At 62.8% G+C, this 26496-nt stretch carries 21 protein-coding genes; 18 read left to right on the top strand and 3 right to left on the bottom strand.

What is annotated here, in order from left to right:
- Nucleotides 1-27 precede the first annotated feature (27 nt).
- Nucleotides 28-645: a TetR/AcrR family transcriptional regulator gene (locus G4D79_RS10645; protein ID WP_099697551.1), complete on the bottom strand. Its 618-nt coding sequence runs from the start codon at nucleotides 643-645 to the stop codon at nucleotides 28-30.
- 100 nt (nucleotides 646-745) lie between these two features.
- Between G4D79_RS10645 and G4D79_RS10640 the strand changes: the two genes are divergently transcribed.
- The 12 genes from G4D79_RS10640 to G4D79_RS10585 all read left to right on the top strand — a co-directional run bounded on the left by G4D79_RS10640 (nucleotide 746) and on the right by G4D79_RS10585 (nucleotide 17871).
- A complete protein-coding gene (locus tag G4D79_RS10640) occupies nucleotides 746-1660 on the top strand; it encodes an SDR family NAD(P)-dependent oxidoreductase (RefSeq protein ID WP_007731375.1) in 915 nt (304 codons plus the stop codon).
- 49 nt (nucleotides 1661-1709) lie between these two features.
- Complete coding sequence (locus G4D79_RS10635; RefSeq protein ID WP_099697572.1) at nucleotides 1710-3311, top strand: CdaR family transcriptional regulator; 1602 nt, start codon at nucleotides 1710-1712, stop codon at nucleotides 3309-3311.
- A gap of 144 nt (nucleotides 3312-3455) precedes the next feature.
- Nucleotides 3456-5054 (top strand): ABC transporter substrate-binding protein, encoded by a 1599-nt coding sequence (locus G4D79_RS10630; protein ID WP_099697550.1) that lies wholly within the window; start codon nucleotides 3456-3458, stop codon nucleotides 5052-5054.
- A 227-nt stretch (nucleotides 5055-5281) separates the two neighbouring features.
- Nucleotides 5282-6883, top strand: coding sequence for an ABC transporter substrate-binding protein (locus G4D79_RS10625; protein WP_030535172.1), 1602 nt, complete (start codon nucleotides 5282-5284; stop codon nucleotides 6881-6883).
- 62 nt (nucleotides 6884-6945) lie between these two features.
- Nucleotides 6946-7959, top strand: coding sequence for an ABC transporter permease (locus G4D79_RS10620; protein ID WP_003940249.1), 1014 nt, complete (start codon nucleotides 6946-6948; stop codon nucleotides 7957-7959).
- Between the two features lies 1 nt (nucleotide 7960).
- The gene (locus tag G4D79_RS10615) at nucleotides 7961-9841 is read left to right on the top strand and encodes a dipeptide/oligopeptide/nickel ABC transporter permease/ATP-binding protein (RefSeq protein ID WP_235867792.1); all 1881 of its coding nucleotides are present in this window, start codon (nucleotides 7961-7963) and stop codon (nucleotides 9839-9841) included.
- Nucleotides 9838-10629, top strand: coding sequence for an ABC transporter ATP-binding protein (locus G4D79_RS10610; protein WP_003940215.1), 792 nt, complete (start codon nucleotides 9838-9840; stop codon nucleotides 10627-10629). Before G4D79_RS10615 ends, G4D79_RS10610 begins: the two co-directional genes overlap by 4 nt.
- The gene (locus G4D79_RS10605; RefSeq protein WP_214514238.1) at nucleotides 10626-13985 is read left to right on the top strand and encodes a serine hydrolase; all 3360 of its coding nucleotides are present in this window, start codon (nucleotides 10626-10628) and stop codon (nucleotides 13983-13985) included. The genes G4D79_RS10610 and G4D79_RS10605 overlap by 4 nt, the downstream gene beginning before the upstream one ends.
- Nucleotides 13982-15145 (top strand): M20/M25/M40 family metallo-hydrolase, encoded by a 1164-nt coding sequence (locus G4D79_RS10600; RefSeq protein ID WP_054187730.1) that lies wholly within the window; start codon nucleotides 13982-13984, stop codon nucleotides 15143-15145. Before G4D79_RS10605 ends, G4D79_RS10600 begins: the two co-directional genes overlap by 4 nt.
- Entirely contained in the window at nucleotides 15123-15944 is an 822-nt protein-coding gene (locus G4D79_RS10595) for a GNAT family N-acetyltransferase (RefSeq protein WP_007731362.1), read from the top strand. Before G4D79_RS10600 ends, G4D79_RS10595 begins: the two co-directional genes overlap by 23 nt.
- Entirely contained in the window at nucleotides 15934-17067 is a 1134-nt protein-coding gene (gene menC / locus G4D79_RS10590) for an o-succinylbenzoate synthase (RefSeq protein WP_030535169.1), read from the top strand. The genes G4D79_RS10595 and menC overlap by 11 nt, the downstream gene beginning before the upstream one ends.
- 123 nt (nucleotides 17068-17190) lie before the next feature.
- A complete protein-coding gene (locus G4D79_RS10585) occupies nucleotides 17191-17871 on the top strand; it encodes a 3'-5' exonuclease (protein WP_030535168.1) in 681 nt (226 codons plus the stop codon).
- Nucleotides 17872-17899: 28 nt separating this feature from the next.
- Here G4D79_RS10585 and G4D79_RS10580 read toward each other — a convergent pair whose 3' ends face one another.
- Together G4D79_RS10580 and G4D79_RS10575 are read right to left on the bottom strand one after the other, a co-directional pair.
- Entirely contained in the window at nucleotides 17900-19327 is a 1428-nt protein-coding gene (locus G4D79_RS10580) for an amidase (protein ID WP_003940167.1), read from the bottom strand.
- A gap of 115 nt (nucleotides 19328-19442) precedes the next feature.
- Nucleotides 19443-20309, bottom strand: a complete 867-nt coding sequence (locus G4D79_RS10575; protein ID WP_058037699.1) for a response regulator transcription factor — start codon at nucleotides 20307-20309, stop codon at nucleotides 19443-19445.
- A gap of 131 nt (nucleotides 20310-20440) precedes the next feature.
- On the opposite strand from G4D79_RS10575, the gene G4D79_RS10570 reads away from it, so the two are divergent.
- The 6 genes from G4D79_RS10570 (at nucleotide 20441) to G4D79_RS10545 (ending at nucleotide 26494) form a co-directional block, all read left to right on the top strand.
- Nucleotides 20441-22045 carry an acyl--CoA ligase family protein gene (locus G4D79_RS10570; protein ID WP_007731356.1) on the top strand — a complete coding sequence of 535 codons (1605 nt, stop codon included), beginning with the start codon at nucleotides 20441-20443 and terminating at the stop codon, nucleotides 22043-22045.
- A 28-nt stretch (nucleotides 22046-22073) separates the two neighbouring features.
- Nucleotides 22074-22766: a TetR family transcriptional regulator gene (locus G4D79_RS10565; RefSeq protein WP_099697548.1), complete on the top strand. Its 693-nt coding sequence runs from the start codon at nucleotides 22074-22076 to the stop codon at nucleotides 22764-22766.
- Nucleotides 22767-22925: 159 nt separating this feature from the next.
- Complete coding sequence (locus G4D79_RS10560) at nucleotides 22926-24083, top strand: acyl-CoA dehydrogenase (RefSeq protein ID WP_003939784.1); 1158 nt, start codon at nucleotides 22926-22928, stop codon at nucleotides 24081-24083.
- Between the two features lie 87 nt (nucleotides 24084-24170).
- Complete coding sequence (locus tag G4D79_RS10555) at nucleotides 24171-25019, top strand: 3-hydroxybutyryl-CoA dehydrogenase (protein ID WP_020909078.1); 849 nt, start codon at nucleotides 24171-24173, stop codon at nucleotides 25017-25019.
- 164 nt (nucleotides 25020-25183) lie between these two features.
- A complete protein-coding gene (locus G4D79_RS10550) occupies nucleotides 25184-26077 on the top strand; it encodes an oxygenase MpaB family protein (RefSeq protein ID WP_054827072.1) in 894 nt (297 codons plus the stop codon).
- 24 nt (nucleotides 26078-26101) lie between these two features.
- Nucleotides 26102-26494 (top strand): RNA-binding S4 domain-containing protein, encoded by a 393-nt coding sequence (locus tag G4D79_RS10545; protein WP_029256216.1) that lies wholly within the window; start codon nucleotides 26102-26104, stop codon nucleotides 26492-26494.
- Nucleotides 26495-26496 lie beyond the last annotated feature (2 nt).

The raw sequence follows: 26496 nt of genomic DNA, 5'->3' as shown, positions 1-26496 counted from the left end.
AACCCGCTCGACGAATGCAGCTTTCAGTCAGTTCGCAGCGCGCAATCCGCCGATCAACAGTTCGACGATCTGGTCCGCCAACAACTCCGTCTCCGCCAACGTCTGCCCTTCACGCCTTCGGTACCAGAGGTCGATGCCGTTGAGACTGCTGAGGAGTACTTTTGCCGCCATCCGTGGTGAGCCCACTCGAATGGAACCATCCGCGACGCCTTCCGTCATCACGTCGACGAACAGATTCTCGTAGTCGAGTCGCAGCGAATTCAGCTCCACGAGGACTTGCTGTTGCCTCGGCTTGAGCGCGGAGTTCATCTGGCCCCGGACACCTTGGTGGATCGTGTGGTGGTACCCGAGATGCGTCATGAGATTGACCAGGTGGGCGTGCGACATCGCTTCGAGACGCGCGAGGCCGCTTTCTGCCCCGCCCATCCGAGACTCGACCTCAGCGCGGAGCAGGCTCATCCCGCGCTCGTAGATTGCCAGGTAGATGTCGAACTTGGAACGAAAGTGGTAGTAGACAAGACCTTTGGTGGCGCCGATTCGATCGGCCAGTAAATCTACAGTCGTGGCTGCGTAACCGTCTTCGGCAAAGGCGTCGGCGGCGCTGGTGATGATCGCGGATCGCACGTCCGGAAGATCACTACTCATTCGACTTCCACTCCCATTCACACTGCCTGCCGGCCCTTGACTGTTTCCACGCCATCGCATAGTAATACTGAGTAGTATCCCAGATCAGAGAGGTTTTCCAATGTCGTTGGATTTTTCCGGCAAGGTAGCGATCATCACGGGCGCAGGCGGCGGACTCGGCCGTTCACACGCATTGGCCCTCGCCGCACGCGGCGCACGCGTCGTCGTCAACGACATGGGTGGCTCGGTCAACGGCAGTGGCGGCGCTGATACCGCAGCAGCCAAGGTAGTGGCGGAAATCGTCGAGCTGGGCGGCGAGGCCATCGCGGACCACTGCGACATCACTGACGTCGACGCCGTTGCCGCCATGGTCGCGACGGCCGTGGACAAGTGGGGCCGCGTGGACATCCTGATCAACAACGCCGGAATCCTGCGCGACAAGTCGTTCATCAAGGCCGAGCTCGACGACTTCCGCAAAGTCATCGACGTGCATCTGATGGGTTCCGTCATCTGTTCCAAGGCAGTCTGGCCGCACATGGTCGAACAGAACTACGGACGCATCCTCATGACTACGTCGGCATCGGGAATTTACGGCAACTTCGGCCAGGCGAACTACGGCGCCGCGAAGTCCGGCGTCGTCGGCCTCATGAACGTTCTCGCCATCGAGGGCGAACGCAAGGGCATCCGCGTCAACTCGCTGGCCCCGACCGCCGCGACCCGCATGACCGAAGACCTCCTCGACGAGAAGACTCTCGCTCTGCTTGCACCCGAATCGATTTCACCCGGCGCACTGTTCATGGTCTCCGATGACGCACCGACGAAGACCATCCTCAGCGCCGGCGCCGGCGTCTTCGCGATCGCTCGCATGGAAGAGTCGCAGGGCGTCTACATCCCCGAAGGCGCACTCTCGCCCGAGGTCGTCGCCGAACGGTGGTCCGAGATCAGTGACATGACCGATTCCGTCCAGGTGCCCGCGGCGTTCGATCAGACCCGCCGGTTCGTCGAGAAGGCCGTGGCGGAGCAGCCCAGCAACTGAGCAGGGCAACCAGACAACTGATCGACCCCGCTCCCCCTAAGGTGTGGTGGTGACCACACCTACGGGAGTATCGATCGTCGACATCGTCGACAGACTGGGAATGACGTTCCTCAGCGGTGGCGACACCGTCGACGGCGCCCGCACTGTCAGCCGCGTGACCCTGCACGAAGGGTCCGAAGCTACCCAGGACAGTGCGGGCGCCGTCGTACTCGGCGCAGGTCTCGCAGGTTCGGCCGATATCGCAACGGCGGTAAGAGAATACGGCTCGGCAGGTGCGGTAGCGCTGATCGTCAAAGAGCCCCTGGACTTCGACGGCCTCGTCGAGAAGGCGGTGGCCGACACCGACGTCGCACTCCTCGGAATGGTCAAGGATGCAAGCTGGCTGCAAAGCGCGTCGTTGATCAACGAGATCCTCGAATCCGGCAACAACGGGGACCGCACGTCGGCCGCCGACGCCGACCTGTTCGATCTTGCCAACTCGATCGCTCAGGTATTGAACGGCCCGGTCACCATCGAGAATCAGTCGAGCCGGATCCTCGCGTTCTCGGCGGATCAAGCCTTCGGCGACGAGGCACGTAAGCAGAGTGTCCTCGGACATCAAGTGCCGCAGCACTATTCCGATCGGCTCAGGTCAATGGGGTATTTCAACAAGATCTACGGCTCTACCCTGCCGGTATTTCTACCGGGTATCGGGCCGGGCATCAGGCCCCGCGTCGGCATGCGAATACATGCGGCATCGCAGATCCTCGGTTCGATCTGGGTGATCTTGGACGAGGAGCCGAACGAATTGCAGGTCAAAACGCTCGTCGAGGCGGCGGGCGTGGCCGCGATGAGTTTGCTTCGCGCCAAGCTGGCCGCGGATTCGGCACGACGGCTGAGGTTGGGCGAGGTGATCACGTTACTGAGTGGCGGCACTTCAGCCAAGGAAGCGGCCGAGCGACTGGGCTACGGCCGCTCGAAGGCAAACGTACTTGCGGCCGGCTTCCGTAGCGGCGCCGGTGCATCGTTGGAGGCCGAAGCCGATGTCGATCAACTGGCCCTGACACTCAATACCTATCTCGACCATGTATTTCCGCTGTCGGTGGCGGCAGCGATCGGCGGCACCGTCTACGCCGTCATCCCACACACCCGGCACCAGACCGACGACGACTACGTGCGTCGGATCGCGTCGGAGTTTGCAGACCGTTCCCGTTCGGAAAAGTCGGTGGTCATCGGAATCGGTGCGACAGTGGCCGACGTGATGACGCTGGAGAAGTCACGCGACGAAGCCGACCGAGCACTTCGCGTTCTGAGGTCGACGTGGAATTCTTCGGGCCGGACCGTCGCGCGCGCCGACGACGTGCAGATCAATTCCCTACTTCTGCGCCTCTCCGACGCCCTGGCGGACGAGAACGAGACCGCATCGGGTCCGCTCGCGGTACTGCGCGAGTACGACCGCAGTCACGACATCAACCTTGTCGACACTCTCCGCGCCTGGCTCGACACGTTCGGCGACATTCCGGCTGCTGCGTCCTTGGTTCACATCCACGTCAACACGTTCCGGTACCGCCTCAAGAAGCTTGCCGGGATTGCCGGCATCGATCTCGATGATCCGGAAACTCGATTCAGCCTGATGCTCCAGCTTCGTCTCTTCCATCCGACAATGTTGTAGCGATCTACCAAGTCTCACGAAACATTCGTAAATCCGGACGATGTTCTCGTTCTTTTGTTGGGTGAAGATTCAAGCAATCGTCTTTTGCTCCTGACCCGACAGACCTCGCGTCACTCGGGCGGGACCACACCTTCCGGAGGCACCATGAAACAACGGTCCTACGCACTACTGGCCGCGGCAACCGGCACTGTCCTTGCCCTGACCGCATGCTCGTCGGGTGGATCATCAGGTTCGGGTGGGGGTGAGCCGCTCACCGACGGCACCTTCAAGTTTGCACTCGTGGCCGACCCCGGCGCTCTGAATCCGCTGATGACTGCCGCTTCACCGGCACACGCACTGGCACGTCTGAGCTACGACTATCTGCTCAACCCAGATCCCGATACCGGCGTCACCAGGCCGTGGCTCGCCGAAAAATGGGAAGAGACAACTACTTCCGCGTCGTTCACCATTCGCGACGGCGTCACCTGTACCGACGGATCCGCCCTGACTGCTCAGACTGTCGCAGACACCGTCAACTTCATCACGAACGCCGCAAACAAATCCGCTCTCCGCGGGGTGTACGCACCGGCAACTGCAACTGCCAACGCCGACCTGGCAACACGGACAGTGACTGTTACGACTCCGGAGCCCTCGCCCTTCCTGCTCCTCAATCTGGCGCGGATTCCGATCATGTGCGAGGCAGGGTTGAAGGATCCGACGGCGGCAAACAAGACGACCTTCGGATCGGGCATGTTCCAGATGACCGAGGCAGTCGCCAACGATCATTACTCCTACGTTCGGCGCGACGGATACAACTGGGGACCTGACGACACCACCTCCGACACTGCCGGAGTGCCCAAGAATGTCGTCGCGTCCATCGTGACCAATACGAGTACGTCTGCGAATCAGCTGTTGTCCGGTGATCTGAATGCCGCCGCCGTCTCCGGCGCCGATCAGGACCGATTGAATGCCGCGAACCTGAACACGGTCAAGCAGCCGGCTCCGGCAGGCGAGATGTTCTTCAATCACAGCCCGGGTAATCCGACCAGCGATCCGGCCGTGCGCAAAGCCCTTGTCCAGGCGCTCAATCTCGACGACCTCGCCGAGATCTTCACCGCCGGCCGCGGAACCCGGTCTACCACGATGGTGTCCATCGAACCGAGGGCCTGCATCTACGACTCTGTCGCCGGAAACCTGCCGGCCTTCGATCCCAGCGCAGCCGCAGAAACTCTCGAATCAGCGGGCTGGAAAATCGGTGCCGACGGTAAGCGCAGCAAGGACGGCACACCGCTCCGACTTCGGATGGTCTACGAAACGTTCGGTGACTCGACCGATGCTGCCGCCGACGTCGCACTCAACGCGTGGAACAATCTGGGCGCAACTGTCGAACTCACCAGCGGAGACTCGAACAAGATCCTCGATGTAGCACTCAGCGGCAAGGACAACACCGCGTGGGATGTTGCGTGGGAGCCGATCAACGTCGCGCTGCCCAGCATGCTCGTACCCTTCCTCTCCGGTCCGGTGCCAGCTGCGGGACTCAATTTCTCGTCGATCTCCAACCCGGCCTACGACGCAGCCGTCGCCAAGGCTTCCGGACTGACAGGCGAGGATGCTTGTGCCGCTTGGGCAGACGCCGAATCGGAGATCATCAAAGCAAACTCAGCGGTACCTTTTGCCGACAAGATCACGACCCTCTACTTCAACAATGCGGGTCTGGCATTCGGCCGTAATTTCACCGGTTCGGCCCTGCGCCTGTACCAGTAGACCGCCGGTAGCGACCGGGGAAATCGTCGTGTTTCGCCGGTCGCTGTCGGTATACGGACAGGTATTCACTGATCCTGACGGTTTTCGTGGGAGCGGACGAAAATCGACACGATTTTCGTGAGGATCGACAGAGATGCGCGTCACGTCATGCGCCAAGATTTAGCAGTCAACACTCAACCGCGCCCTCACGTTTTTCGCTCGGGCCCCTGCTCCATCACGGAGGCACCATGAAACACCGCTTCTATCCAACACTTGCGGCAGCCGCAGGGCTCACGCTTGTGTTGTCTGCTTGTGGCTCGGGAGGCACGTCCTCGGGCGCCAGTGGCGGTGAACCGGCCACCGACGGGACCTTCCGTTTCGCCCTGCAGGCCGATCCGGGTGCTCTCAACCCGATCATGTCGGCCGCCTCGGCGACCGCCGAGTTGTCGCGTTTGGCGTACGACTACCTGATCTACCAGGATCCCGATACCAGTGAAGTCGGACCGTGGTTGGCGGAGAAGTGGGAGGAGACCCCGACCTCGGCGTCCTTCACCATCCGTGACGGGGTGACCTGTACCGACGGATCGACGCTGACACCGCAGACCGTCGCGGACAACATCAACTTCGTGGCCAACCCGGACAACGGTTCACAGTTGCGCGGGTCCTCCGTGCCGACCGGCGCCACTGCGACTGCCGATCCTGCAACGCGCACTGTCACGGTGACCACTCCGGCGCCGAGCCCGTTCCTTCTTCTCAACGTCGGTCGCCTGCCGATCCTGTGCGAGGCCGGATTGAAAGATCCGACAGCGTCGAACAAGAAGTCGCTCGGCACCGGCATGTTCGAAGTCACCGAAGTTGCCGCCAACGACCACTACACGTTCCAGCGTCGCGAGGGCTACAACTGGGGCCCCGACGGCACGACCTCCGACACCCCGGGCGTCCCCAAGACGGTCGTCGCCGCCATGTCGCCGAATGTGAGCACCGCCGCAAATCAGCTGCTCTCGGGTGAACTCAACGCAGCTCCGATCGCCGGTCCGGACAAGGACCGCGTCGCGGCAGCCAATCTGGACTCCGTCGGTCGGCCACTGCCGGCAGGCCAGATGTACTTCAACCAGATCGCGAGTAATCCCACCAGCGATCCCGCAGTGCGCAAGGCCCTGATCCAAGCGGTCGATCTCGACGACCTCACTCAGGTCATCACCGCCGGACACGGGGTCCGGGCAACCAGCCTCGTCGCCGTCGAACCGCGCGCCTGCGTTTACGACTCTGTCGCAGGCAACATTCCGGACTTCGACCTCACTGCCGCCAAGGCAACACTGGACGGCGCTGGTTGGACCGCCGGCGCTGACGGCAAGCGAAGCAAGGATGGCAAGCCGCTCAATCTCCGTCTCGTGTACGACGGCACCGACGATCCGCGCAACGCGGCGGCCGAACTTGCTCAGTCGGCGTGGTCCGAACTCGGCGCAAACGTCGAGGTGACCGGGGGCGACTCGAACAAGATCATCGACGTCATTCTGAGCGGCAAGGACAACTCTGCCTGGGACATCGCCTGGGTCCAGGTCAACTCCTCGCTGCCCAGCACCTTCACTGCGTACTTTGCCGGGCCGGTTCCCGCAGCAGGCAAGAACTTCGGATCGGTCAGCAACCCCGCCTACGAAGCAGCAGCCACCAAGGCTTCCGGTCTGACCGGTAGCGACGCTTGTGACGCCTGGGCCGACGCCGAGTCGGAGCTCACCAAGACGATCGCGGCCGTGCCCTTCGCAGACTCCGTCATGAACGTGTACTTCAACAAGGCCGGACTCTCATTCGGCAAGTCGCTCAACGGTTCTGCGCTGCGTCTCTACCAGTAGGCCGTCCGCCCACTCTGAAATATCTTCCCGCCCCAGCATCCCGCCCTCCGGAAAGACAGCCCATGAGTCAAACTATTGAAGCCGCGAAACCAGAAGCGGCGCCTCAGGCTCGAGCAAAGTGGCTCGAGTCCGACAGCTGGCCCGCATATCTTCTGCGTCGTTTCGGCACCTTCGTGATTTCACTCTGGGCGCTGGTGACTGCGGCGTTCCTGATGCTCCAACTGATTCCGGGAGACCCGGTTCGGTTGGCACTGGGAATGAACGCACCGGTCGAACTGGTCGAGACAACGAGGTCTCAGCTCGGTTACGACCTTCCCTTGTGGCAGCAGTACTTCCGATTCGTCGGCGGGTTGCTGAGCGGGAATCCCGGTGACTCGATCACCTTGAGGACTCCGGTCTTCGAGGTGATCGCGTCCCGCCTACCGGCAACACTCGAACTGGCTGTACTCACAGTCGTCACGGTGCTGCTAGTGGGCATTCCGATCGGCCTCATCTTCGCTGCACTGACCCGCAACGGTCGACGACGCGGAGTCGAGATCGGTTACACCGCAACGTCGGGCACCATCGCCGTGATCCCCGAGTTCATGTTCGGTACGGCGCTGGTCTACCTCTTTGCCGTCACGTTCCCTGTTCTGCCCGTCGCCGGCCGAGGTGGACCGGAAAGCTACATCCTCCCGGTCGCGGCCATGTCGATCGGTGCCATCGCCTCGATGTCGCGCATCGTCCGTGCAGAGGCGCTCGGCGTGTTGGACATGGACTACATCCGTACGGCGCGCGCCAAGCGAATGCCCGTGGCACGAATCTACTTCCGTCATGCAATGCCCAACCTCATGACGTCGACGCTGACGCTCGCCGGACTCCTCCTGGGTGGTCTGATTGCCGGCACCGTGCTCATCGAGAGCATCTTCGCCTGGCCCGGCATGGGCATGGCGCTGGTCAAGTCCATCACCGAGAAGGACTACCCGCTCGCCCAGACACTGGTCGTGATCTACGGCGCCATCGTCCTTCTCATCAATTTCATCGTCGACGTGGTGCTCGCTCTCATCGACCCACGATCCACAATTCGGGAGAACTGAGTTGAGCACCTCACCTACGGCCCCCGCTGCGGCCCCCAAGACGCCCCCGCGACGACACTGGATCGTCGGAACGTTCCGCACCCCATTGGGAATCCTGGCCCTCACCTTCCTGACCGCTCTGATCGCCCTCGTCATCTTCGGACCGATGATCTGGGGTGACGCCGCTGTCGCAGCCAACCCGAAGGCACTCTCTCAGGGACCGAGTTCCGAGCACATCTTCGGCACCGACGCCGGCGGGCGTGACGTCTTCGCCCGCACGATGACCGCCGCGAGACTGTCGGTGCTCATGGCTCTCGGAGCCGTCGCACTCGGTGTCACAATTGGCCTGATACTCGGTACGCTCCCGACGCTCGCTCCCCGCTGGGTCGGACGAATGGTCGTGGCATTCCTCAACTTCGCCATCGCATTCCCCGGACTGCTCCTCGCGATCTTCCTGTTGGTCGTTCTCGGACAGGGTGCTGGCAGCGCGGTGATCGCCATCGGTCTCGCCCTGGCCTCGCCGTTCGCGAGGTTGACGTACGCACTGGCTTCGTCGGTCAACGGACGCGACTTCATCGACGCAGCACGCATCCTCGGGGTCACCAAGCCGGGGCTGCTGTTCCGCCACATTCTCCCCAATATCCGTGAACCACTCATCGTCAATGCCAGCATCGCTGTCGGCAGCGGCCTCGTGGTCTTCGCCGGACTCTCGTTCCTCGGCTTGGGCATTCAGCCGCCTGCATTCGACTGGGGCCGGATGCTCAACGAAGGTCTGTCGAAGATCTTCGTCAACCCGGCCACCGCACTCGCCCCCGGCATCGCCGTCGTGCTCGCCGGCTTGACCTTCACGCTGCTCGGCGAGGCCATTGCTCGCGGCGCGGGAGTTCGCAGCCCGATCAGCAGTCGCCTGCCGAAGTGGAAGCCGATCAACCGGAAAACTGCCCAGGCCGATTCGGCGCCCACCGACGAAGACGCGGTACTGACCGTCCGCAACATGTCCGTCGCAGTCCCCGCGGGTGACGACTGGCGTCGCCCCGTCGACAACATCAGTTTTACAGTTCACCGCGGCGAAACCGTGGGCATCGTCGGTGAATCCGGGTCCGGAAAGTCACTGAGTTGCATGGCAATCGCGCAGCTGACCGACCACCCCACCGTGGTCGACGCCGGGCTCATCGAGTTCGACGGCACCGTGCTGATGAAGGACGGCAAGCGGCCGGACGACGCGGCTTCGCGCAAGGTTGCCCGCCAACTCGGCACACGTATGGCGATGGTGTTCCAGGATCCGATGTCGTCCATGAATCCGTCTCTCAAGGTCGGATACCAGGTCGCCGAGATCGGTTGGCTCCACGAAGGTATGAGCAAGGCCGACGCGAAGAAGGCGGCAGTCGAGCGACTGAACGCCGTCAAGATCCCCGACGCGCCCAGGCGTGCGAAGCAGTACCCCCACGAGTTCTCCGGCGGCATGCGTCAGCGCGCGATGATCGCCATGGGTCTGATGGGTAAGCCCGCTCTGATCATCGCGGACGAACCCACCACTGCGCTCGACGTGACCGTTCAGCGTGAGGTCCTCGGGCTGCTCCACGAGGTTCGCGAAGAAACCGGCGCCGCAATCCTTCTCATCTCGCACGACATGGCCGTCATCACCGGCATGTGCACCCGTGTCCTCGTCATGTTTGCCGGCGAAATCGTCGAAGACATCGCAGTCGACGATCTGATTGCCGGCCGTGCAAAGCATCCGTACACCCGCGCGCTGATCGCCGCGGTCCCCACCATGAGCACCGATCGCGACAAGCCGCTTGCCACCGTCGACGAAGCCTGGCAGGTGGAGAGCCTCGACGCCGAGGAGAGCACCGCCGACATCGAGTTGGAAGAACTGTTGGCTGTTGCAGAGGAGATCCGATGAGCAGACTCGAATTCCGTGACGTCAACGTCCACCTCGGTAGCGGTTCGAAAAAATTCCACGCCGTCAAGAACATCAATCTCGACATCCCCTCCGGATCGGTGGTCGGTCTCGTCGGTGAATCGGGTTCCGGAAAGTCGACACTGGCGCGAGCAACTGTCGGCCTGGCCGAGCCCAGTTCCGGCCAGATCCTTCTCGACGGTGTGGACGTCGCTCACGCCCGCGGCGCGACGGCTCGTCTGCGCCACCGGATCCAGATGGTCTTCCAAGATCCGTACTCGTGCCTCGACCCGCGAATGACCATCGGCCAGTCACTCGCCGAGGCGCTGAGGTCCACCGAGCGTCGTGACAAAGCTCGGCGCAGCCGCGGCGACCGCGCTGCCGAGGTCGCTCGACTCCTCACCACCGTCCAACTGCCGGTGGAGAAGGCGCACGAATACCCATCGTCGTTGTCGGGTGGTCAGCGCCAACGCGTTGCCCTCGCGCGGGCTTTGGCAGCCGCACCGGCAGTTCTGCTTGCCGACGAAATCACCTCCGCTCTGGACGTGTCCGTGCAGGGCGCGGTTCTGAATCTGTTGGTGGATCTGCAGAAGCAGCTTGGTCTGACGGTTCTGTTCGTCAGTCACAACCTGGCGGTGATCCGCTACGTCTGTGACCACGTCGCAGTCATGCTCGGCGGCGAGATCGTCGAGCACGGGCCGGTTCTCGACGTGATCGATTCGCCCAAGGAGCCGTACACGGCAAAGCTGTTGTCCGCGATCCCGACATTCGGGGAGCCGATGTTCCAATGACAACGCCGACCACTCTCGACTCCCCCGCTGCCGTAGCCCGTGCCGAAGAACGTCGTTCGGCGAGAATCCAGGATTACGCGTCGGTGGTTACACCGACCGACATCGCCGTATCGGCGTCGGGACGCATTGCATACGTACGTACCGAAGCGAATCCGGCTGCGGATACCAACGAGCACTCGATCTGGTTGGCTTCCCCGCAACTACAGCTCACCGCGGGACCTGCCGACACCTCGCCGGCTTGGCATCCCGTTTCGACGCTGTTGGTCTTCGTTCGGCCGGATTCCTCGGGCACACCACAACTGTGGAAGGTCGACGCCACCGGGGGCCCGGCAACACAGCTGACCACCACGGCGCAGCTCCCGCTCGGCGCGGGGGCACCGGTGTTCTCTCCCGACGGCGCTCGGATCGCCTTCAGCGCCCCCGTCGACCGCACTGCCGCCGGATCGTCATGCCTCTTGGTGGCGAAGCGCCTCAACTACAAGGTCGACGGATCCGGTGTCCGGGGCAGCGTTCGGGCGCACCTGTTCGAGTTCGATCTGGCCGCCGGCTCACTACGGCAGCTGACGGACGGCGATTGGGACGCTTCGCATCCCGCGTACAGTCCCGACGGCACCGAACTGGCTTTCACCGCGGCGATGGACGGCGACGCCGATCTGACGCGGGCGAGTTCCGCCTGGACCGTATCGCTGACTGATCTCGCCTCCACTCCGCGGATGTTGGGGCACGCACGCGGCATCGCAGGACCACTTGCATGGACACCTGCCGGCGACGCGGTCGTAGCCGTCGGTTGGCACACACCGATCATTCACAACAACGAACTTCTTGTCCTGCACCGCGACCAGCGAGTGGAAGACCGCAGCCTGACGTCCGGACTCGACCGAAACGTCATGCCGGGCGGAACCGGTTATCCCGGTGGCGCGCCGAGTTTCACCGCCGACGGCGACATCGTCTTCTGCATCCGCAACCACGGCTCCACCGACCTGCACAAGGTCGATTTCGGATCAGGCTCCGTCTCACCACTTCTCACCGGCGAGCAGACAGTGGTCTCAGGCCTTGCCCTGACGTCCGGGCGAGCCGTCGTCGCGCTGGCAACGGCGACATCCTTCGGCGAGGTCGCCGTCATCGACCTCGAGACTCGTGCAGTCGAAACGGTCACCGAATTGAACACGGAACTGACAACTTCCGTCGCGTTTCCAGTCGCCTCCGAGCGTTGGTTCGACATCAGCGACGGCACCCGTGTTCAGGGTTGGATCCTGCGCGACCCGAACGTCACGGGCGCCGGTCCGCTGGTTCTGGACGTCCACGGCGGACCACACAATGCCTGGACCGGAACGCCCACCGTGATGCACGCATACCACGCGGAACTGGTCGCGCTGGGATTCACGGTCTTGATGATCAATCCGCGCGGAAGTGACGGCTACGGAAACGACTTCTTCGACGGTGTGCGGGACGGCTGGGGTGAGGCGGATCGTGCCGACCTGCTCGAACCGGTCGAAACCCTTGTCGCCGAGGGGATGGCCGATCCGAAGCAACTGGTACTCACGGGCTACAGCTACGGCGGATTCATGACGTGCGCCCTGACGTCCGTCACCGATCGGTTTGCCGTCGCAGTCGCCGGTGGTCTCGTTTGCGACATCGCGAACACGGCCGGCCCCTCGGACGAGGGCATCTTGCTGCAGACGGTCGAATTCGACCCGCAGTCATCTCGGGTACGGGAACTTTCGCCGCTGGGGCGAGTTTCCCAGGTGACGACACCGACGCTGATCCTTCACGGCGGCAGCGACGTCCGTTGCCCGGTCAACCAGGCCGAACAGTGGTTCGGTGGACTGCGTTTGGCCGGCACCCCGACCGAGTTGGTTGTTTTCCCGGACGCGTCACATGCCTTCGTGTTGACGGGTCGGCCGTCCCACCGACTGGAGTACAGCACTCGTCTCGTCGACTGGATCGAACGGCACCTCTCCCCCAGGCCCGCACTGACCACGGTCGATCCCGACTACTGGCAGTACCGACTCGACACCCTGAGTGCGAAGTACGGGGTGCCCGGCGCCTCACTGGGAATTCTGACCACAACCCGCAGCGGATTCTCCCGCACCGTGGTCACGTCCGGTGTCGTCAGTACCCGCACCGGCGTCGCGGCTACGCCCGACACGCTGTTCCAGATGGGTTCGATCAGCAAGGTCTGGACGGCCACCCTGATCATGCAGCTCGTCGAAGAAGGATTGCTGGATCTCGACTCACCTGTCCGGAACATCCTGCCGGACTTCGCAGTTGCCGACGCGGTAGCCACCGAAATGGTCACGACTCGCCACCTGTTGACTCACACCAGTGGCATCGACGGTGACGTTTTCATCGACGGCGGACGCGGCGACGACTGCGTCGAGCGATACGTCGCAGCACTGAAATCAACGGTGCAGCTCTTCGCCCCCGGCACCGATTGGTCGTACTGCAACACCGGCTTCGTGATCGCCGGACGAATCATCGAGGTTCTCCGAGGTAAGAGTTGGGACGCGGTTCTGCGCGAGCGGATCATCGAACCGCTCGGCCTGACCAAAACCACGACCCTGCCTGAGGAGACGGCACTGCACCGCGCTGCAGTCGGGCACGTCGGCGCTGCCGACGACCTCGAGCAGACACCACAATTCCTCATCCCTCGCTCGATGGGCCCCGCCGGTCTCATCAACAGCACCGCCGAGGACCTTCTTCTGTTCGCGCAGGATTCGATGCGCGAGGATCCGATTCTGCTTCAGCGGTCCACCCATCTGGCGATGCTCGAGGAGCGCCGCCAGATCGGTGACGTGTCGTCAGCGGACATCATGGGAACCACGTGGCTGCTGCACAATTGGGGCGGGGTACTGGCTCATGGCCACAATGGCGGAACTCTCGGCCAGCAGTCGTTCTTGCGAGTGGTGCCGTCGTGCGGTCTAGCCGTGGTCCTGATGGCCAACGGTGGAGCAATGGACGCTCTCTCCGGCGATCTTCTGGCTGAAGTAATCGGTTCCATAGGCGGCGTCAGTGTGACACCGGCATTCTCGCCTGGTGACCCCCACACCCGCGTCACGTCCTCACCTGAAGAACTCGATGCGCTGTGCGGCCTGTACCGCGATGCCGCAGCCGATTTCGTCTTGGAAAGGACCGGCGGTTCCCTGACCGCCCGCCGCACCGATCACATCGACCCTTCGGTCACCGCCGAAAGCGCAGAGTCCGTCTCTCTCAGCCTGATCGAAGTTCACCCTGGAGTATTCGCGACCCAACTACCTCAATCAGCGGGTTGGATCCGGATCACTTTCTCCGACAACGGGAGTACACAATTGCTACACGTCGGAAGCCGCGCGTATCCGCGAGTGAACAACCGATGACCATTCTCCGCGATCTGGCCGAGCGCCAACTTCCTCAGATCCTCGAGGACGCCATCGCGCTCATCGAAGTCGAGTCGCCGTCACACGATCTCGAAGCTGTTGCCCGCAGCGCGAAGTGGACGTCAGATCTTGTCCACGAACGACTCGGCGTGACACCGGAGTCGATAGTGACGGAAGGCCGTACCCATCTGGTGACCCGTTTCGGCAGCTCACCGACGCGGCTGATGCTGCTCGGTCATCATGACACCGTGTGGCCGATCGGCACCCTGACACGCCTGCCCGCAGCCGTCACCGACGGAGCGCTCCGAGGTCCGGGCGGACTCGACATGAAACTTGGTGTCGTTCAGGCAATCCACGCCCTCGCTATCGTCCGGGAGCTGCACGGCGACGATGCACTCGACGGAATCACACTCCTCGTGACCGGTGACGAAGAAATCGGTTCACCCACGTCGCGGTCCCTCATCGAGGAACTTGCGGCAGGCGCGGTACTGGTTCTCGAGGCCGGCGGTGACGGTGGCGAACTGAAGACTGTCCGCAAGGGAGTGTCGCTGTATCGGATCCATGTTGCCGGTCGCGCCGCCCACGCCGGGCTGGAGCCGGAAAAAGGCATCAACGCTGCAGTAGAACTGGCTCGTCTCGTGATCGCGATCAACGACTTGTCCTCGCCGGCGCAGGCAACCACCGTCACCCCGACTGTCATTTCAGCCGGAACCACAACCAACACCGTTCCGGCAGAAGCCTTCGTCGACGTGGACGTGCGCGCAACCAGCGCCGCCGAGCAGGAGCGCGTCGATGCGAATATCCGAGCCCTGCAGGCAATCCACCCCGAAGCCGTAGTCACGGTCTCGGGTGGTGTCAACCGTCCACCTCTCGAAGCGACGATGTCCGCACCGTTGCTGGCGTTGGCGGAACGCGTTGCGCTCGAGCATGATCTGACTCCGCTCGTCGGCCTCGCCGTCGGCGGAGCCTCGGACGGAAACTTCACTGCCGGTATCGGTATCCCCACCCTCGACGGCCTCGGTGGCGTCGGCGGCGGTGCACACGCCGAGACCGAGCATGCGCTCGTGTCCGCAATCGCTCCGAGGACGGCGTTGGTTGCGGGCCTTATTCGTTCGATCACGTCTGAAGGGGGCCCTCGTGTCGAAAAGCAAAGCGGTTGAGTTTCGAGAACTGGTCGATACCCGCGAAATAGCCGATCTATCCGCCGTTTTCGACGAGATCTGGGCTACCAGTCCCGGACCGGCTCATTTCGGCACTGCGATGTTGGTTGCGCTTCACCACGGTGGTCACTACGTGGTGGGAGCCTTTTCCGAAGGCGAAATGATCGGTGGTTGCGTCGGATTCTTCGTCGAGCCTCTCGGCGAGGTTCTGCACTCACACATCGCCGGAGTACTACCGGGACACGCAGGCAAGGGAATCGGCCGCGCCCTCAAGCATCATCAGCGAGACTGGTGCATCGAGCGCGGCGTCAGGACGATCCGGTGGACCTTCGATCCACTGGTCGCACGAAATGCCTATTTCAACATTCAGCGTCTCGGAGCCGAACCGGCCGAATACAACCCGGATTTCTACGGGTCGATGGCAGACGGAATCAACGCAGGCGACGCCAGCGATCGTATGCTCGTCAGTTGGGACCTCGACGTCGATGGATCTCCGAGTTCTACTGTGGCCGTGAATGATACATTCAAGGTGCTTCAACCCACCGAAGACGGTACGCCTCGAATGCTCCCGATCCCACCCGACTGCGTCGATATCGCAGTCGGAATACCCAGAGACATCGAGCATCTGAGAACAGTCGACCGCGCCTCTGCCTTTGCCTGGCGACACGCGCTTCGCGAGTACCTCGAACCACTGATCGCCTCGAAGGAATGGCAATCGACCGGCTTCGACCCCAGCGGCTATTACATGTTCACGAAAATCTGCGAGACAACCGGAGAAGAGCAAGTCCATGCACATTGAGTCCGTCGAATTGCGCGAACTGCGCATCCCTCTCGTCTCCCCCTTCACCACGTCATTCAGCACCCAGCTCGAGCGCAACACCCTCGTCCTGAAAGTGAGCGGCACCACCGACGGCCCCAACGGTCCGGTGGAGACCGTCGGCTGGGGCGAGTGCGGCTCGCTCAGCGATCCGTACTACAACTCCGAATACACCGCTGGTGCGCGGGCGATGCTTCGCGAGTATCTTGTTCCGACGCTACGTAAGTCGCAGTCGGATCAACCGCTCTCGGCCGAGACGGTCGGCAGCGTACTTCACCACGTCGTGGGTCACCAGATGTCGAAGTCGGCTATCGAAATGGCAATCCTCGATGCTGAATTGCGGGCTCGTGGACAGTCTTTCGCTCGGTACCTCGGTGCCACTCGCACTCGGGTGCCCTCGGGAGTGTCCGTCGGCATCCAGGACAGCATTCCGCAGCTACTCGAAACCGTCGGCAACTATCTGTCGCAGGGTTACGTGCGAATCAAGCTGAAGATCAAGCCGGGCTGGGACATCGCTCCCGTGGCTGCGGTGCGCAAGGAGTTCGGCTACGACGTTCCTCTGCAGGTCGACGCGAATGCCGCGTACACCCTCGTCGACGCGCAGTTGCTGCGCCGCCTGGACGAATTCGCATTGCTCCTCATCGAACAGCCGCTGGCCGAGGACGATTTGGTGCAGCACGCCAAGCTCGCCCAGTCCCTCTCGACTCCGATCTGCCTCGACGAGTCGGTCGAGTCGGCCAAGGATGCGGCGGATGCCATCACGCTCGGTGCCGCTTCGGTCATCAACATCAAGCCGAGCCGTGTCGGTGGATATCTGGAAGCCAAGCGCATCCACGATCTCGCCTCGGCACACGGTATTGCGGTGTGGTGCGGCGGAATGCTCGAGACCGGAATCGGCCGCGCCGCCAACGCGGCCCTCGCGGCGCTGGACGGGTTCACGCTGCCCGGCGACATCTCGGCTTCCGATCGCTTCTACAAGGAGGACATCACCGAACCGTTTGTCATCGAGGACGGCCACATCGCTGTGCCGCAGGGACCGGGCTTCGGTGTGACTCCACGTGAAGACGTCATGGATCGCTTCACGGTCGGAACCGAGATTCTGTAGGTCCGTCACACAGTCACGCAGCAGCCACCTCCACCGTCACCCCGGAGGTGGCTGTTCGTCGTTTGTGTCGGTAGGGAGGTGCATAGTGATTCGGACATGACGTTCTGCACCGAAAGGCCCCCGATGAGTAGCTGGTCCGATCGCCCGATCTGCGCGTTCGACCTCGAGACCACGGGGCGGGATCCGTCGACCGCTCGTATCGTCAGTGCCTGCGTCGCGGTGATCGACGGTTCGAGTGTCGAAACACGCACGTGGCTACTCGATCCCGGCGTCGAGATCCCCGCCGGCGCCTCGGATATTCACGGCATCAGCACCGAGTTCGCGGCGCAACACGGCCAGGATTATTCCGAGGGCTACGAAGAGATTCGCGAGGCTCTGCACAATTCCTGGGCGCGCGATCACGCCGTCGTGGCGTTCAATGCCTCCTATGATCTGACGGTCATGCATGCCGAGGGTCTGCGCATCGGCAAGCCTGCATTCGTTCCGGGGTTGGTGATCGATCCGTACGTGATCGATCGGGCGATGGATACGTTGCGCAAGGGCAAGCGAACGCTTGCGGCCGTGTGCGAGCACTACGGAATTTCATTGGAGTCGGCGCACGAAGCCGAGGCCGATGCCAAAGCTGCGGCAGCGTTGGCCCGCGAGTTGGCCGTGAGGTTCCCCGACATCCTGGGGCTCGATCTCATGGTCGATCAAGCCGATTGGCACGCAGAGCGGCAACGCGATTTCGCCGAGTACCTTCTCAGCCAAGGGAGGGACGTGGCAGATGTGAACGGCCAGTGGCCGATTCGCATCATCGCCTGACGTCCTCCCCGGCTCGGACGACCGCGCGCTACGCCGGGACCGGCGGCCACACCGGCGCAATGGACCACGGACGGGCTGTTTCGAGCTGCGACGCAACCTGAATCAGCAGATCTTCACGGCCGAACGCGCCGACCAACTGCACGCCGATCGGAACGCCGGCCGAGTCATGACCCATCGGCAAGGAAATCGCCGGCTGACCTGAACTGTTGAACGGACTGGTCAAGCCGCTGTACCCGGCCGAATGCTCCCAGATCGACATAGGATTCGCCGTATCGAGCAGACCGAGCGGAGCTGCCGGCCGAGCCATCGTCGGAGTCAGCAACAGGTCGTGATCGACAAAGAACGCACCGATCACCTGGGCGGCCCGCTCGAGTTCCTGCAGCGCCTTGACGACGTTCGTCGCACTTTCGGACTTCGCGCGGTCGTAGATCATCCGCGCCATCGGCTCGAGGTCGTCGTCACGGATCGCGCGGTTCAGGGCGTCGAGTCGTTCGTCGACCTCGATCGTCATCGGAATGCCCATCAACACCGACAGCCCGGCAGTGAGCGCATCGAGCGGAAAGTTCGGGGCGCTCTCGGTGACATCGTGACCGAGTTCTTCGAGCAGGCCGGCAACACCGGTCGCGACGGCCGAGCACTCCGGGTCCACCGGTGTGCCGTCAGGAAGAGCGTTACTCAGACCGATCCGCAACCGTCCGGGATCGGCACCCACTTCCTCGATGTACGGCCGCTTCGGCGCCAGGATCACGTAAGGATCGCCCACTGTCGGCCCGGCGGACAGATCGAGAAGCAGCGCAGTGTCGCGGACACTTCGGGTGAGCGCGTGATGAACACTCATCGGCGACGAGAAGAGCGTGCGCGCCGGTGCCGTCGGAGTACGTCCTCGGCTCGGCTTGAGGCCTACCAGGCCGCAGGCCGATGCGGGAATACGGATCGATCCACCACCGTCGCTGGCATGCCCGCCTGGCACGATCCCGACGGCAACAGCTACAGCCGTGCCACCCGAAGATCCGCCGGGCGAACGATCAAGGGCGTAAGGGTTACGGGTGGGTCCGAACAGCGCAGGTTCGGTACTCGCGTTCTTGCCGAACTCCGGGGTGTTCGTCTTGCCGATGACAACCAGACCAGCCTGGCGGTAGCGCTCGACGAGCGTCGAATCTTTTTCTGCCACAGCGTCGGCGAACAATCGAGATCCATTGGTGCTCGGCAATCCTGCGACGTCCATGCCGAGGTCTTTGATCACGAACGGGACGCCCTGCAGTGGACCATCCGGCAGGCCGCCTGATACCTCGTTGCGCGCTTCCTCTCGGCGCTCACTGATCACCGCGTTGACTGCCGGGTTGCGCTCGTCGAGCCTGTCCAGACTGAACTCGAGGACTTCCTTGGCGGAGACGTCGCCGCTCTTGATCGCTTCGGCCAGGCCGGTCATGTCGTTGTTGTCGAACAAATCCTGCATCGATGCCCTCATCACTCGTGTCGAACTCTGCCGATAGTGAGGTCCGTCATATCAACCGGAGTGGCGACGCAGTTCCGAAATTCCGCTTGGCGGGACCGATCAGAGAATCAAGCCCTCACAGAATCAAACCCTGCCGCCGCGCTTCCACGACCGCTTCGTGACGACTGCGGACGTCGAGTTTTCCCATCAGATTCCTCATGTACGTCTTGATCGTTTCGACGCTCAGGGACAACCTCTCGGCGATCTCGGCATTGCGCAGTCCGAGAGCGACGTACCCCATCACCTCCCGCTCGCGTGGCGACAGGACAACGGTGTTCGCGACTGGAGTGTTCGCGGAAGGTTTCGGCGACGCCAACGACCGCAACTTTGCCTCGACCGCGAGGACCTGCGCGCTGAGAGCCATGTCCTCGAGGTTCGCCGCGATCTCGCCGAGCGCCAGGACGCTCTCGGTCAACCCTTCGGATATCTGGGCATCGCGGTTCGAACCATGTTCCACCGCAGCGGTATCGAGCATCGCCACCCGACGATCCACTTCGTCGCGAATCTCGAATTCTCGGGCCAACGCGTACGACGATCGCATCATCGTCTCTGCGATCACGTCGCCGATCGGCAGGTTGGCACGCAGTCCTCCGTAGATCGCTCCGCGAGTAACCCCGCGAACGACGATCGGGACTGCCATCAAGGATTCGATCGCTTCGGTGCCCACTTCGTAGTCGTAGTCGTGAGTGATGTGCGACGAGTTCGCGTAGTCCTGGACCGCGCCCGGTCGTTGTTCTGCGATCGCCCGACCGCCGAGTCCGCATTCGGCGTCGATCCGCAGGTTTCGCAGGATGTTGCTGCGCGTGCCGACGTGACCGGTGATGGTCAGCGACCGGTCGCTGACGCAGCCGCCGAACAGAACCGGCAACTCGGTTTTGGGGTGCAGCCGACGCAGTTCGGCGCGCAACGCGTCGTCGTCGCTCGGTCTCAGTACCCTGTTCACTCTCACCTCCACGTACCCAATTCAGAGGGTAGCGGCACCTTTGGCTGGGCAATAGCGTGCATCCAGGCCATTTGTAGTGCCGATCACACTTATCGTGACACCAACCGTGCCACGTCGCCTTCGGAGGAACCGTGTCTGTCCCGACAGCTGTTGCAGCCAACAACACCCCGCTCAGTCCGCTGCGTTTTCTCGAGCGCAGCGCCGCGGTGTTCCCCGAGCGCACCGCCGTCGTTCACGGCGACCGGACCTACTCGTACCGAGAGTTCGGTGACGAGGTCGCGGCTCTGGCCCGCGTCCTGCGTGAACGCATTCAGCCCGGTGACCGCGTTGCATACCTGGCGCCGAACGTACCCGAGATGCTGTTCGCGCATTTTGCCGTTCCCCTCGCCGGCGGGGTCCTGATCGCCCTGAACTCACGCCTCGCCGGTCCCGAACTCGAATACATTCTCGATCACTCGGGAACCACGATCCTGTTCGTGGACTCCGAATTCGTCGGTTCGGTCACCTCGTCCAAGGCAAACGTGGGGAGCCTGCGTGAGATCGTCGAGATCCCGGACTCCACCGTCCCCTATCCGGACGTTCCCACCGGAATCGTCACCGGGCAGTACGCCGATCTGATTGCCGAAGGCGAAGCTCTCTCCGATCAGCCACTGCACTGGGGCGTCGACGACGAGCAGCAGTGTATCGCCATCAACTACACCTCGGGTACCACCGGAAAACCCAAGGGCGTCATGTACTCCCACCGCGGGGCGTACCTGAACTCGCTCGGCGAGACATTCCACAACGGCTTCGACGGAGCGACGAAGTATCTGTGGACACTGCCGATGTTCCACTGCAACGGGTGGTGCACGCCGTGGGCCGTCACTCAGGCCGCGGGCACACATATCTGCCTGCGCGCGGTCCGCGCCGATGCGATCTGGGACGCCATCGACAATCTGGGCGTGACACATCTGTGCGGCGCTCCTACCGTCTGCTCCACCATCGCCGACGCAGACCAGGCCCACAAGGTCGACGCCTTGCGCATCACCACCGCCGGCGCTCCCCCGTCACCGACGATCATCGGAAAACTCGAAGACATCGGTGTCACCGTGGTTCACGTCTACGGCCTCACCGAGGTGTACGGCCCCTACACGATCTGCGAATACCAGGAAGCCTGGGACGACAAGCCGCAGTCCGAGCGCGCCGCACTTCTCTCGCGTCAGGGAGTCGGCATGGTGCAGGCCGAAAATGCTCGCGTTGTCGATGCCGAGATGAACGACATCCCCGCCGACGGCCAGACCATGGGTGAGATCGTGCTCCGCGGCAACAACGTGATGCTCGGGTACTACCGCGACGAGGCCGCGACAGCCGAAGCATTTGCCGGTGGTTGGTTCCATTCCGGCGACCTCGGCGTCATGCATCCCGACGGATACATCCAGCTCAAGGACCGCGCGAAGGACATCATCATCTCAGGCGGCGAGAACATCTCCACCGTCGAGGTCGAGCAGGCGATCATGAGTCACCCCGCGGTGATCGACGTGGCAGTCGTCGGCGTTCCGGACGAGAAGTGGGGCGAGCGCCCGAAGGCATTCGTGGTGCTGGGCAAGGGATTACAGGCATCCGCCGAAGACATCGTCGAGCACACCCGCACTTTGCTGGCCGGGTACAAGGTTCCCCGCGACATCGTCTTCCCGCTCGACCTTCCTCGCACCCCCACCGGCAAGGTTCTCAAGTTCCAGCTACGCGCCGACAACTGACGCCGACGAAACCTGGATACTTGCATCCATGACCGAGCGCTCCGATGTACCCGGAACTGACCCCGCACAGTTTCGGGTACACGTCGCGTCTCAAGCGATCCAGTTGTTCTCGGAGAACGGGTACGAAGCCACCACCGTCGAGCAGATCGCCGCTGCCGCCGGTGTGTCGCGTCGGACGTTCTTCCGGCAGTTCCGCTCCAAGGAAGACGTGATCTTCGCCGATCACGAGTCCCTCCTCGAACACGTCGCAGAGTTCCTCGCGTCCGATTCCGCCGACCCCTGGGCGTCCGTGTGCGAGGCCGCGGGACTGGTGTTCGATTTCTTCCGCAGGAACCGAGACCTGTCGATGCGGCGATACCGCGTCGTACAGCATGTTCCGGCTCTTCGCGACCGCGAACTCGTCACCGGATTCCGCTACGAGCGCCTCTTCGTCGACTACCTGCGCAGCGCTGTGCCCCGCGAACCTGTCCTCGAGGTTGTCGGTTTTGCCGCAGCTGTCACCGCGTGCCACAACTACCTCTTGCGAAGCATGATCAAAGGCGACGAGGACGCCACAGCTGATGCACTAAGTCAGGCATTGCTCGACGTTCGGCGGACGTACGGCGTGGCACCCGGGTCCAAGACCAGCACGCCAGAATCGAAGTCCGTGCTGGTAGTAGCCTTTCCCCCGGGCACGTCCGCTGATGAGATCAGCAGAAAAATCCACGAACAACTCGGCTGACACTGCTCGTGCACCGAAACTTCACACACCCATCCCTTGACCTGGCACTCAGTGCCGTGTTTGACTGGGGTCATGGGCACCGGTCTGTCCGCGAATCTCGCTGGTAACGCCGGAGCCGCACCGACCGCCTTCAAGCCACCTTCACCAAGGAGCGTTCCCATGGCAGGAAACCCGGATTTCAATCTCTTCGCACTGAACGAAGAGCACGACGAACTGCGGGCTGCTATCCGCGGACTCTCCGAGAAGGAAATCGCGCCGTACGCCAAGGACGTCGACGAGAACGCACGTTTCCCCGAGGAAGCGCTCACTGCTCTCAACGCGTCGGGCTTCAACGCCATCCACGTTCCCGAGGCTTACGACGGCCAGGGCGCCGATTCCGTCGCCACCTGCATCGTCATCGAGGAAGTCGCCCGCGTCTGTGGCTCCTCCTCGCTGATCCCCGCTGTGAACAAGCTCGGCACCATGGGCCTGATCCTCAAGGGTTCCGAAGAGCTCAAGTCCAAGGTGCTCCCGGACCTCGTCAACGGCGGAATGGCGTCGTACGCACTGTCCGAGCGTGAAGCCGGATCCGACGCCGCTTCGATGCGTACCCGCGCAAAGGCTGACGGCGACGACTGGATCCTCAACGGCTCCAAGTGCTGGATCACCAACGGCGGCAAGTCCACCTGGTACACCGTCATGGCTGTCACCGATCCCGACAAGGGCGCAAACGGCATCTCCTCCTTCATGGTCCACAAGGACGACGAGGGCTTTGTCGTCGGACCGAAGGAAAAGAAGCTCGGCATCAAGGGCTCCCCCACCGCTGAGCTGTACTTCGAGAACTGCCGCATCCCCGGCGACCGCATCATCGGCGAACCGGGCACCGGCTTCAAGACGGCACTCGAGACCCTCGACCACACGCGTCCCACCATCGGTGCTCAGGCTGTCGGCCTGGCCCAGGGCGCACTCGACGCGGCTCTGGCATACACCAAGGATCGCAAGCAGTTCGGCAAGTCCATCAGCGACTTCCAGGCTGTTCAGTTCATGCTCGCGGACATGGCGATGAAGGTCGAAGCCGCACGTCTGATGGTTTACACCTCCGCAGCACGCGCCGAGCGCGGCGAGAAGAACCTCGGCTTCATCTCCGCTGCGGCGAAGTGCTTCGCTTCGGACGTTGCCATGGAGGTCACCACCGACGCCGTGCAGCTGTTCGGTGGCGCCGGCTACACCACCGACTTCCCGGTCGAGCGCATGATGCGCGACGCCAAGATCACGCAGATCTACGAAGGCACCAACCAGATTCAGCGCGTCGTGATGTCGCGTGCGCTGTTGAAGTAAGGCACTTCGCGCCCCTGTGCGCCTTTCTGGTAGTTCTGACTACCGGAACGGCGCACAGGGGCTTGCCCCTAATTTTTGAGGAGAATCGTGGAACTTGTAGGCGTAATCGGCGGCGGCACCATGGGTGCCGGCATCGCCGAGGTATGTGCAAAAGCCGGTAGCTCGGTATTGGTGCTCGAAACCAAAGAAGAATTTGCCGCCGCTGCCCGCGAACGGATCGCCAAGTCGATCAACCGCGGCGTCGCCAAGGGCAAGATCACCCAGGAAGACGCCGACGCCGCGATCGCACGCGTCCGCGTCACCTTGGACATGGAAGAGTTCGCCGATCGCGATCTGGTGATCGAAGCTGCTCCCGAGATCGAAGCTCTCAAGTACGAGATCTTCGGCAAGCTCGACAAGATCGTCAAGCCTGCAGGCATTCTGGCGACCAACACGTCGTCGATCCCCGTCATCAAGATCGCCAAGGCCACCTCGCGCCCCGGCCAGGTTGTCGGCGTTCACTTCTTCAACCCCGTGCCGGTCATGCCGCTCGTGGAGATCGTGGTCAGCCTGACGACGTCCGAAGAGACCGTTCTCGCCGTCACCGACTACGCCAAGAACACCTTGCGTAAGAAGACGGTTCGCGCGGGCGACCGTTCGGGCTTCATCGTCAACGCTCTGCTCATCCCGTACCTGTGCCAGGCTGTCCGGATGCTCGAATCCGGCTACGCCACAGCAGAAGACATCGACGAGGCCATGAAGGGCGGCTGCGGCTACCCGATGGGCCCGCTGACGCTGCTCGACACCGTCGGTCTCGACATCGCTCTCGCAGCAGCGGAGTCGCTGTACGCGGAATTCGCAGAACCGCACTACGCTCCGCCGGCGCTGCTTCGCCGCATGGTCGACGCCGGTCGCCTCGGCAAGAAGACCGGTCGCGGCTTCTACGAATACGCCTGAGTCCGACCGCTTCACTCTTCCGGCCCCTCACCTGTTGCAGGTGAGGGGCCGGAGTTGTTTTCGGGCAGATCTAGCCGAATCCATTGACAAATTCGCGCGGCGCAGCAAAAGTCATCATGTGACAACAACCGTTGTCACATGAGCGCAGGCGGAGGGTCAACCAGATGAGCAGCGATCCGGACACCGATACTCGTCGACCTAAGCCCCAGGCGCGACCAGAGCCCCGGGAACTACGAGCCGATCCGATCGGCCCCGGTTCCCTGACGTGGACACACTTCGGCGACGTTCGCGGTCTGCTGTATCTCGGACGCGCAGGCACGCTGCAGAACATGCATCCCGCGGTAAGTGGAGCGCTGCAGGATCATTCGAATTTTTTCGACAACCCGCTCGACCGCCTGTTCCGCTCACTGCCGCCCATCTACGGCGTCGTGTACGACCGGACCGAAGAGGGCACAGGCACGCTCGTTCGCAACTTCCACACCGATCTCAAAGGAATCGACGAAACCGGCGGGCGTTACCACGCCCTCGCTCCTGACACTTTCTGGTGGACACACGTCACGTTCTTCGAGGTGATACTCGATTTCAACGAGCGATTCGCGTACAAGAAGTTCACGGCGGAGCAGAAGGACCAGCTTGTCCGTGAGGCCGTAACTTGGTGGCGCTGTTACGGACTCACCGATCGACCGGCTTTCGACGACTACGTCAGCTTCCGCACGTATTGGGAAGACATGCTCGACAACCACCTGATCAACACCCACACCACAAAATGGTCGACGCGCATCGCCGAGCACGACATCGCACCGGCTCCGAAGGTTCCGACGTGGCTGTGGCGTCTTAGCTCTCGCCCCACGATGGCCGTGGCGAACTGGATCGGCAAGGCACTGATGCCGGAGAAGGCGCGCAAGACCCTTGAATGGGAATGGACGCCGCGCGACGAACGGATGTACTTCTGGTTCGCCCGCTTCCTGACATTGACAGATCGGTTCTGGCATCTGCTGCCGTTACGACTGCGGTATGCACCGCGCGCCTACTCGGGCATCCGCGCGCAGGGTCTGTGAGCACTCGTCGGTAGGCTGGAGTGCGTGCCAGCCCAACTCCCCTCCGACGCGATCAGTGTCCGCGTGGACAGCTGGACGTGGGCGGTTCGGCTGTTCAAAACACGCTCGCAGGCGGCGACCGCCTGCCGATCGGGACACGTTCGGGTCAACGGAACGTCGGCAAAGGCGGCTCAGCAGGTGAAAGCCGGCGACGAGGTGCGGGTGCGTGTATCCGGCATCGAGCGCATCGTCGTCGTGGTCAAGCCGATCACGAAGCGAGTCAGCGCCGTGCTGGCCGCCGATTGCCTGCAGGACAATTCGCCGCCCCCACCACCGCCCGAACTGATCGCGTCCATTCCGCGACGTGATCGTGGCGCCGGCAGACCGACCAAACGCGAGCGACGCGACCTCGAGAAGTTGCGCGGCCTCGAGCCCTGATT

This window comes from Rhodococcus sp. WY5 (assembly GCF_018588185.1).
GTDB lineage: Bacteria > Actinomycetota > Actinomycetes > Mycobacteriales > Mycobacteriaceae > Rhodococcus_F > Rhodococcus_F qingshengii.
This window is presented reverse-complemented; position numbering and strand designations above follow the sequence as displayed.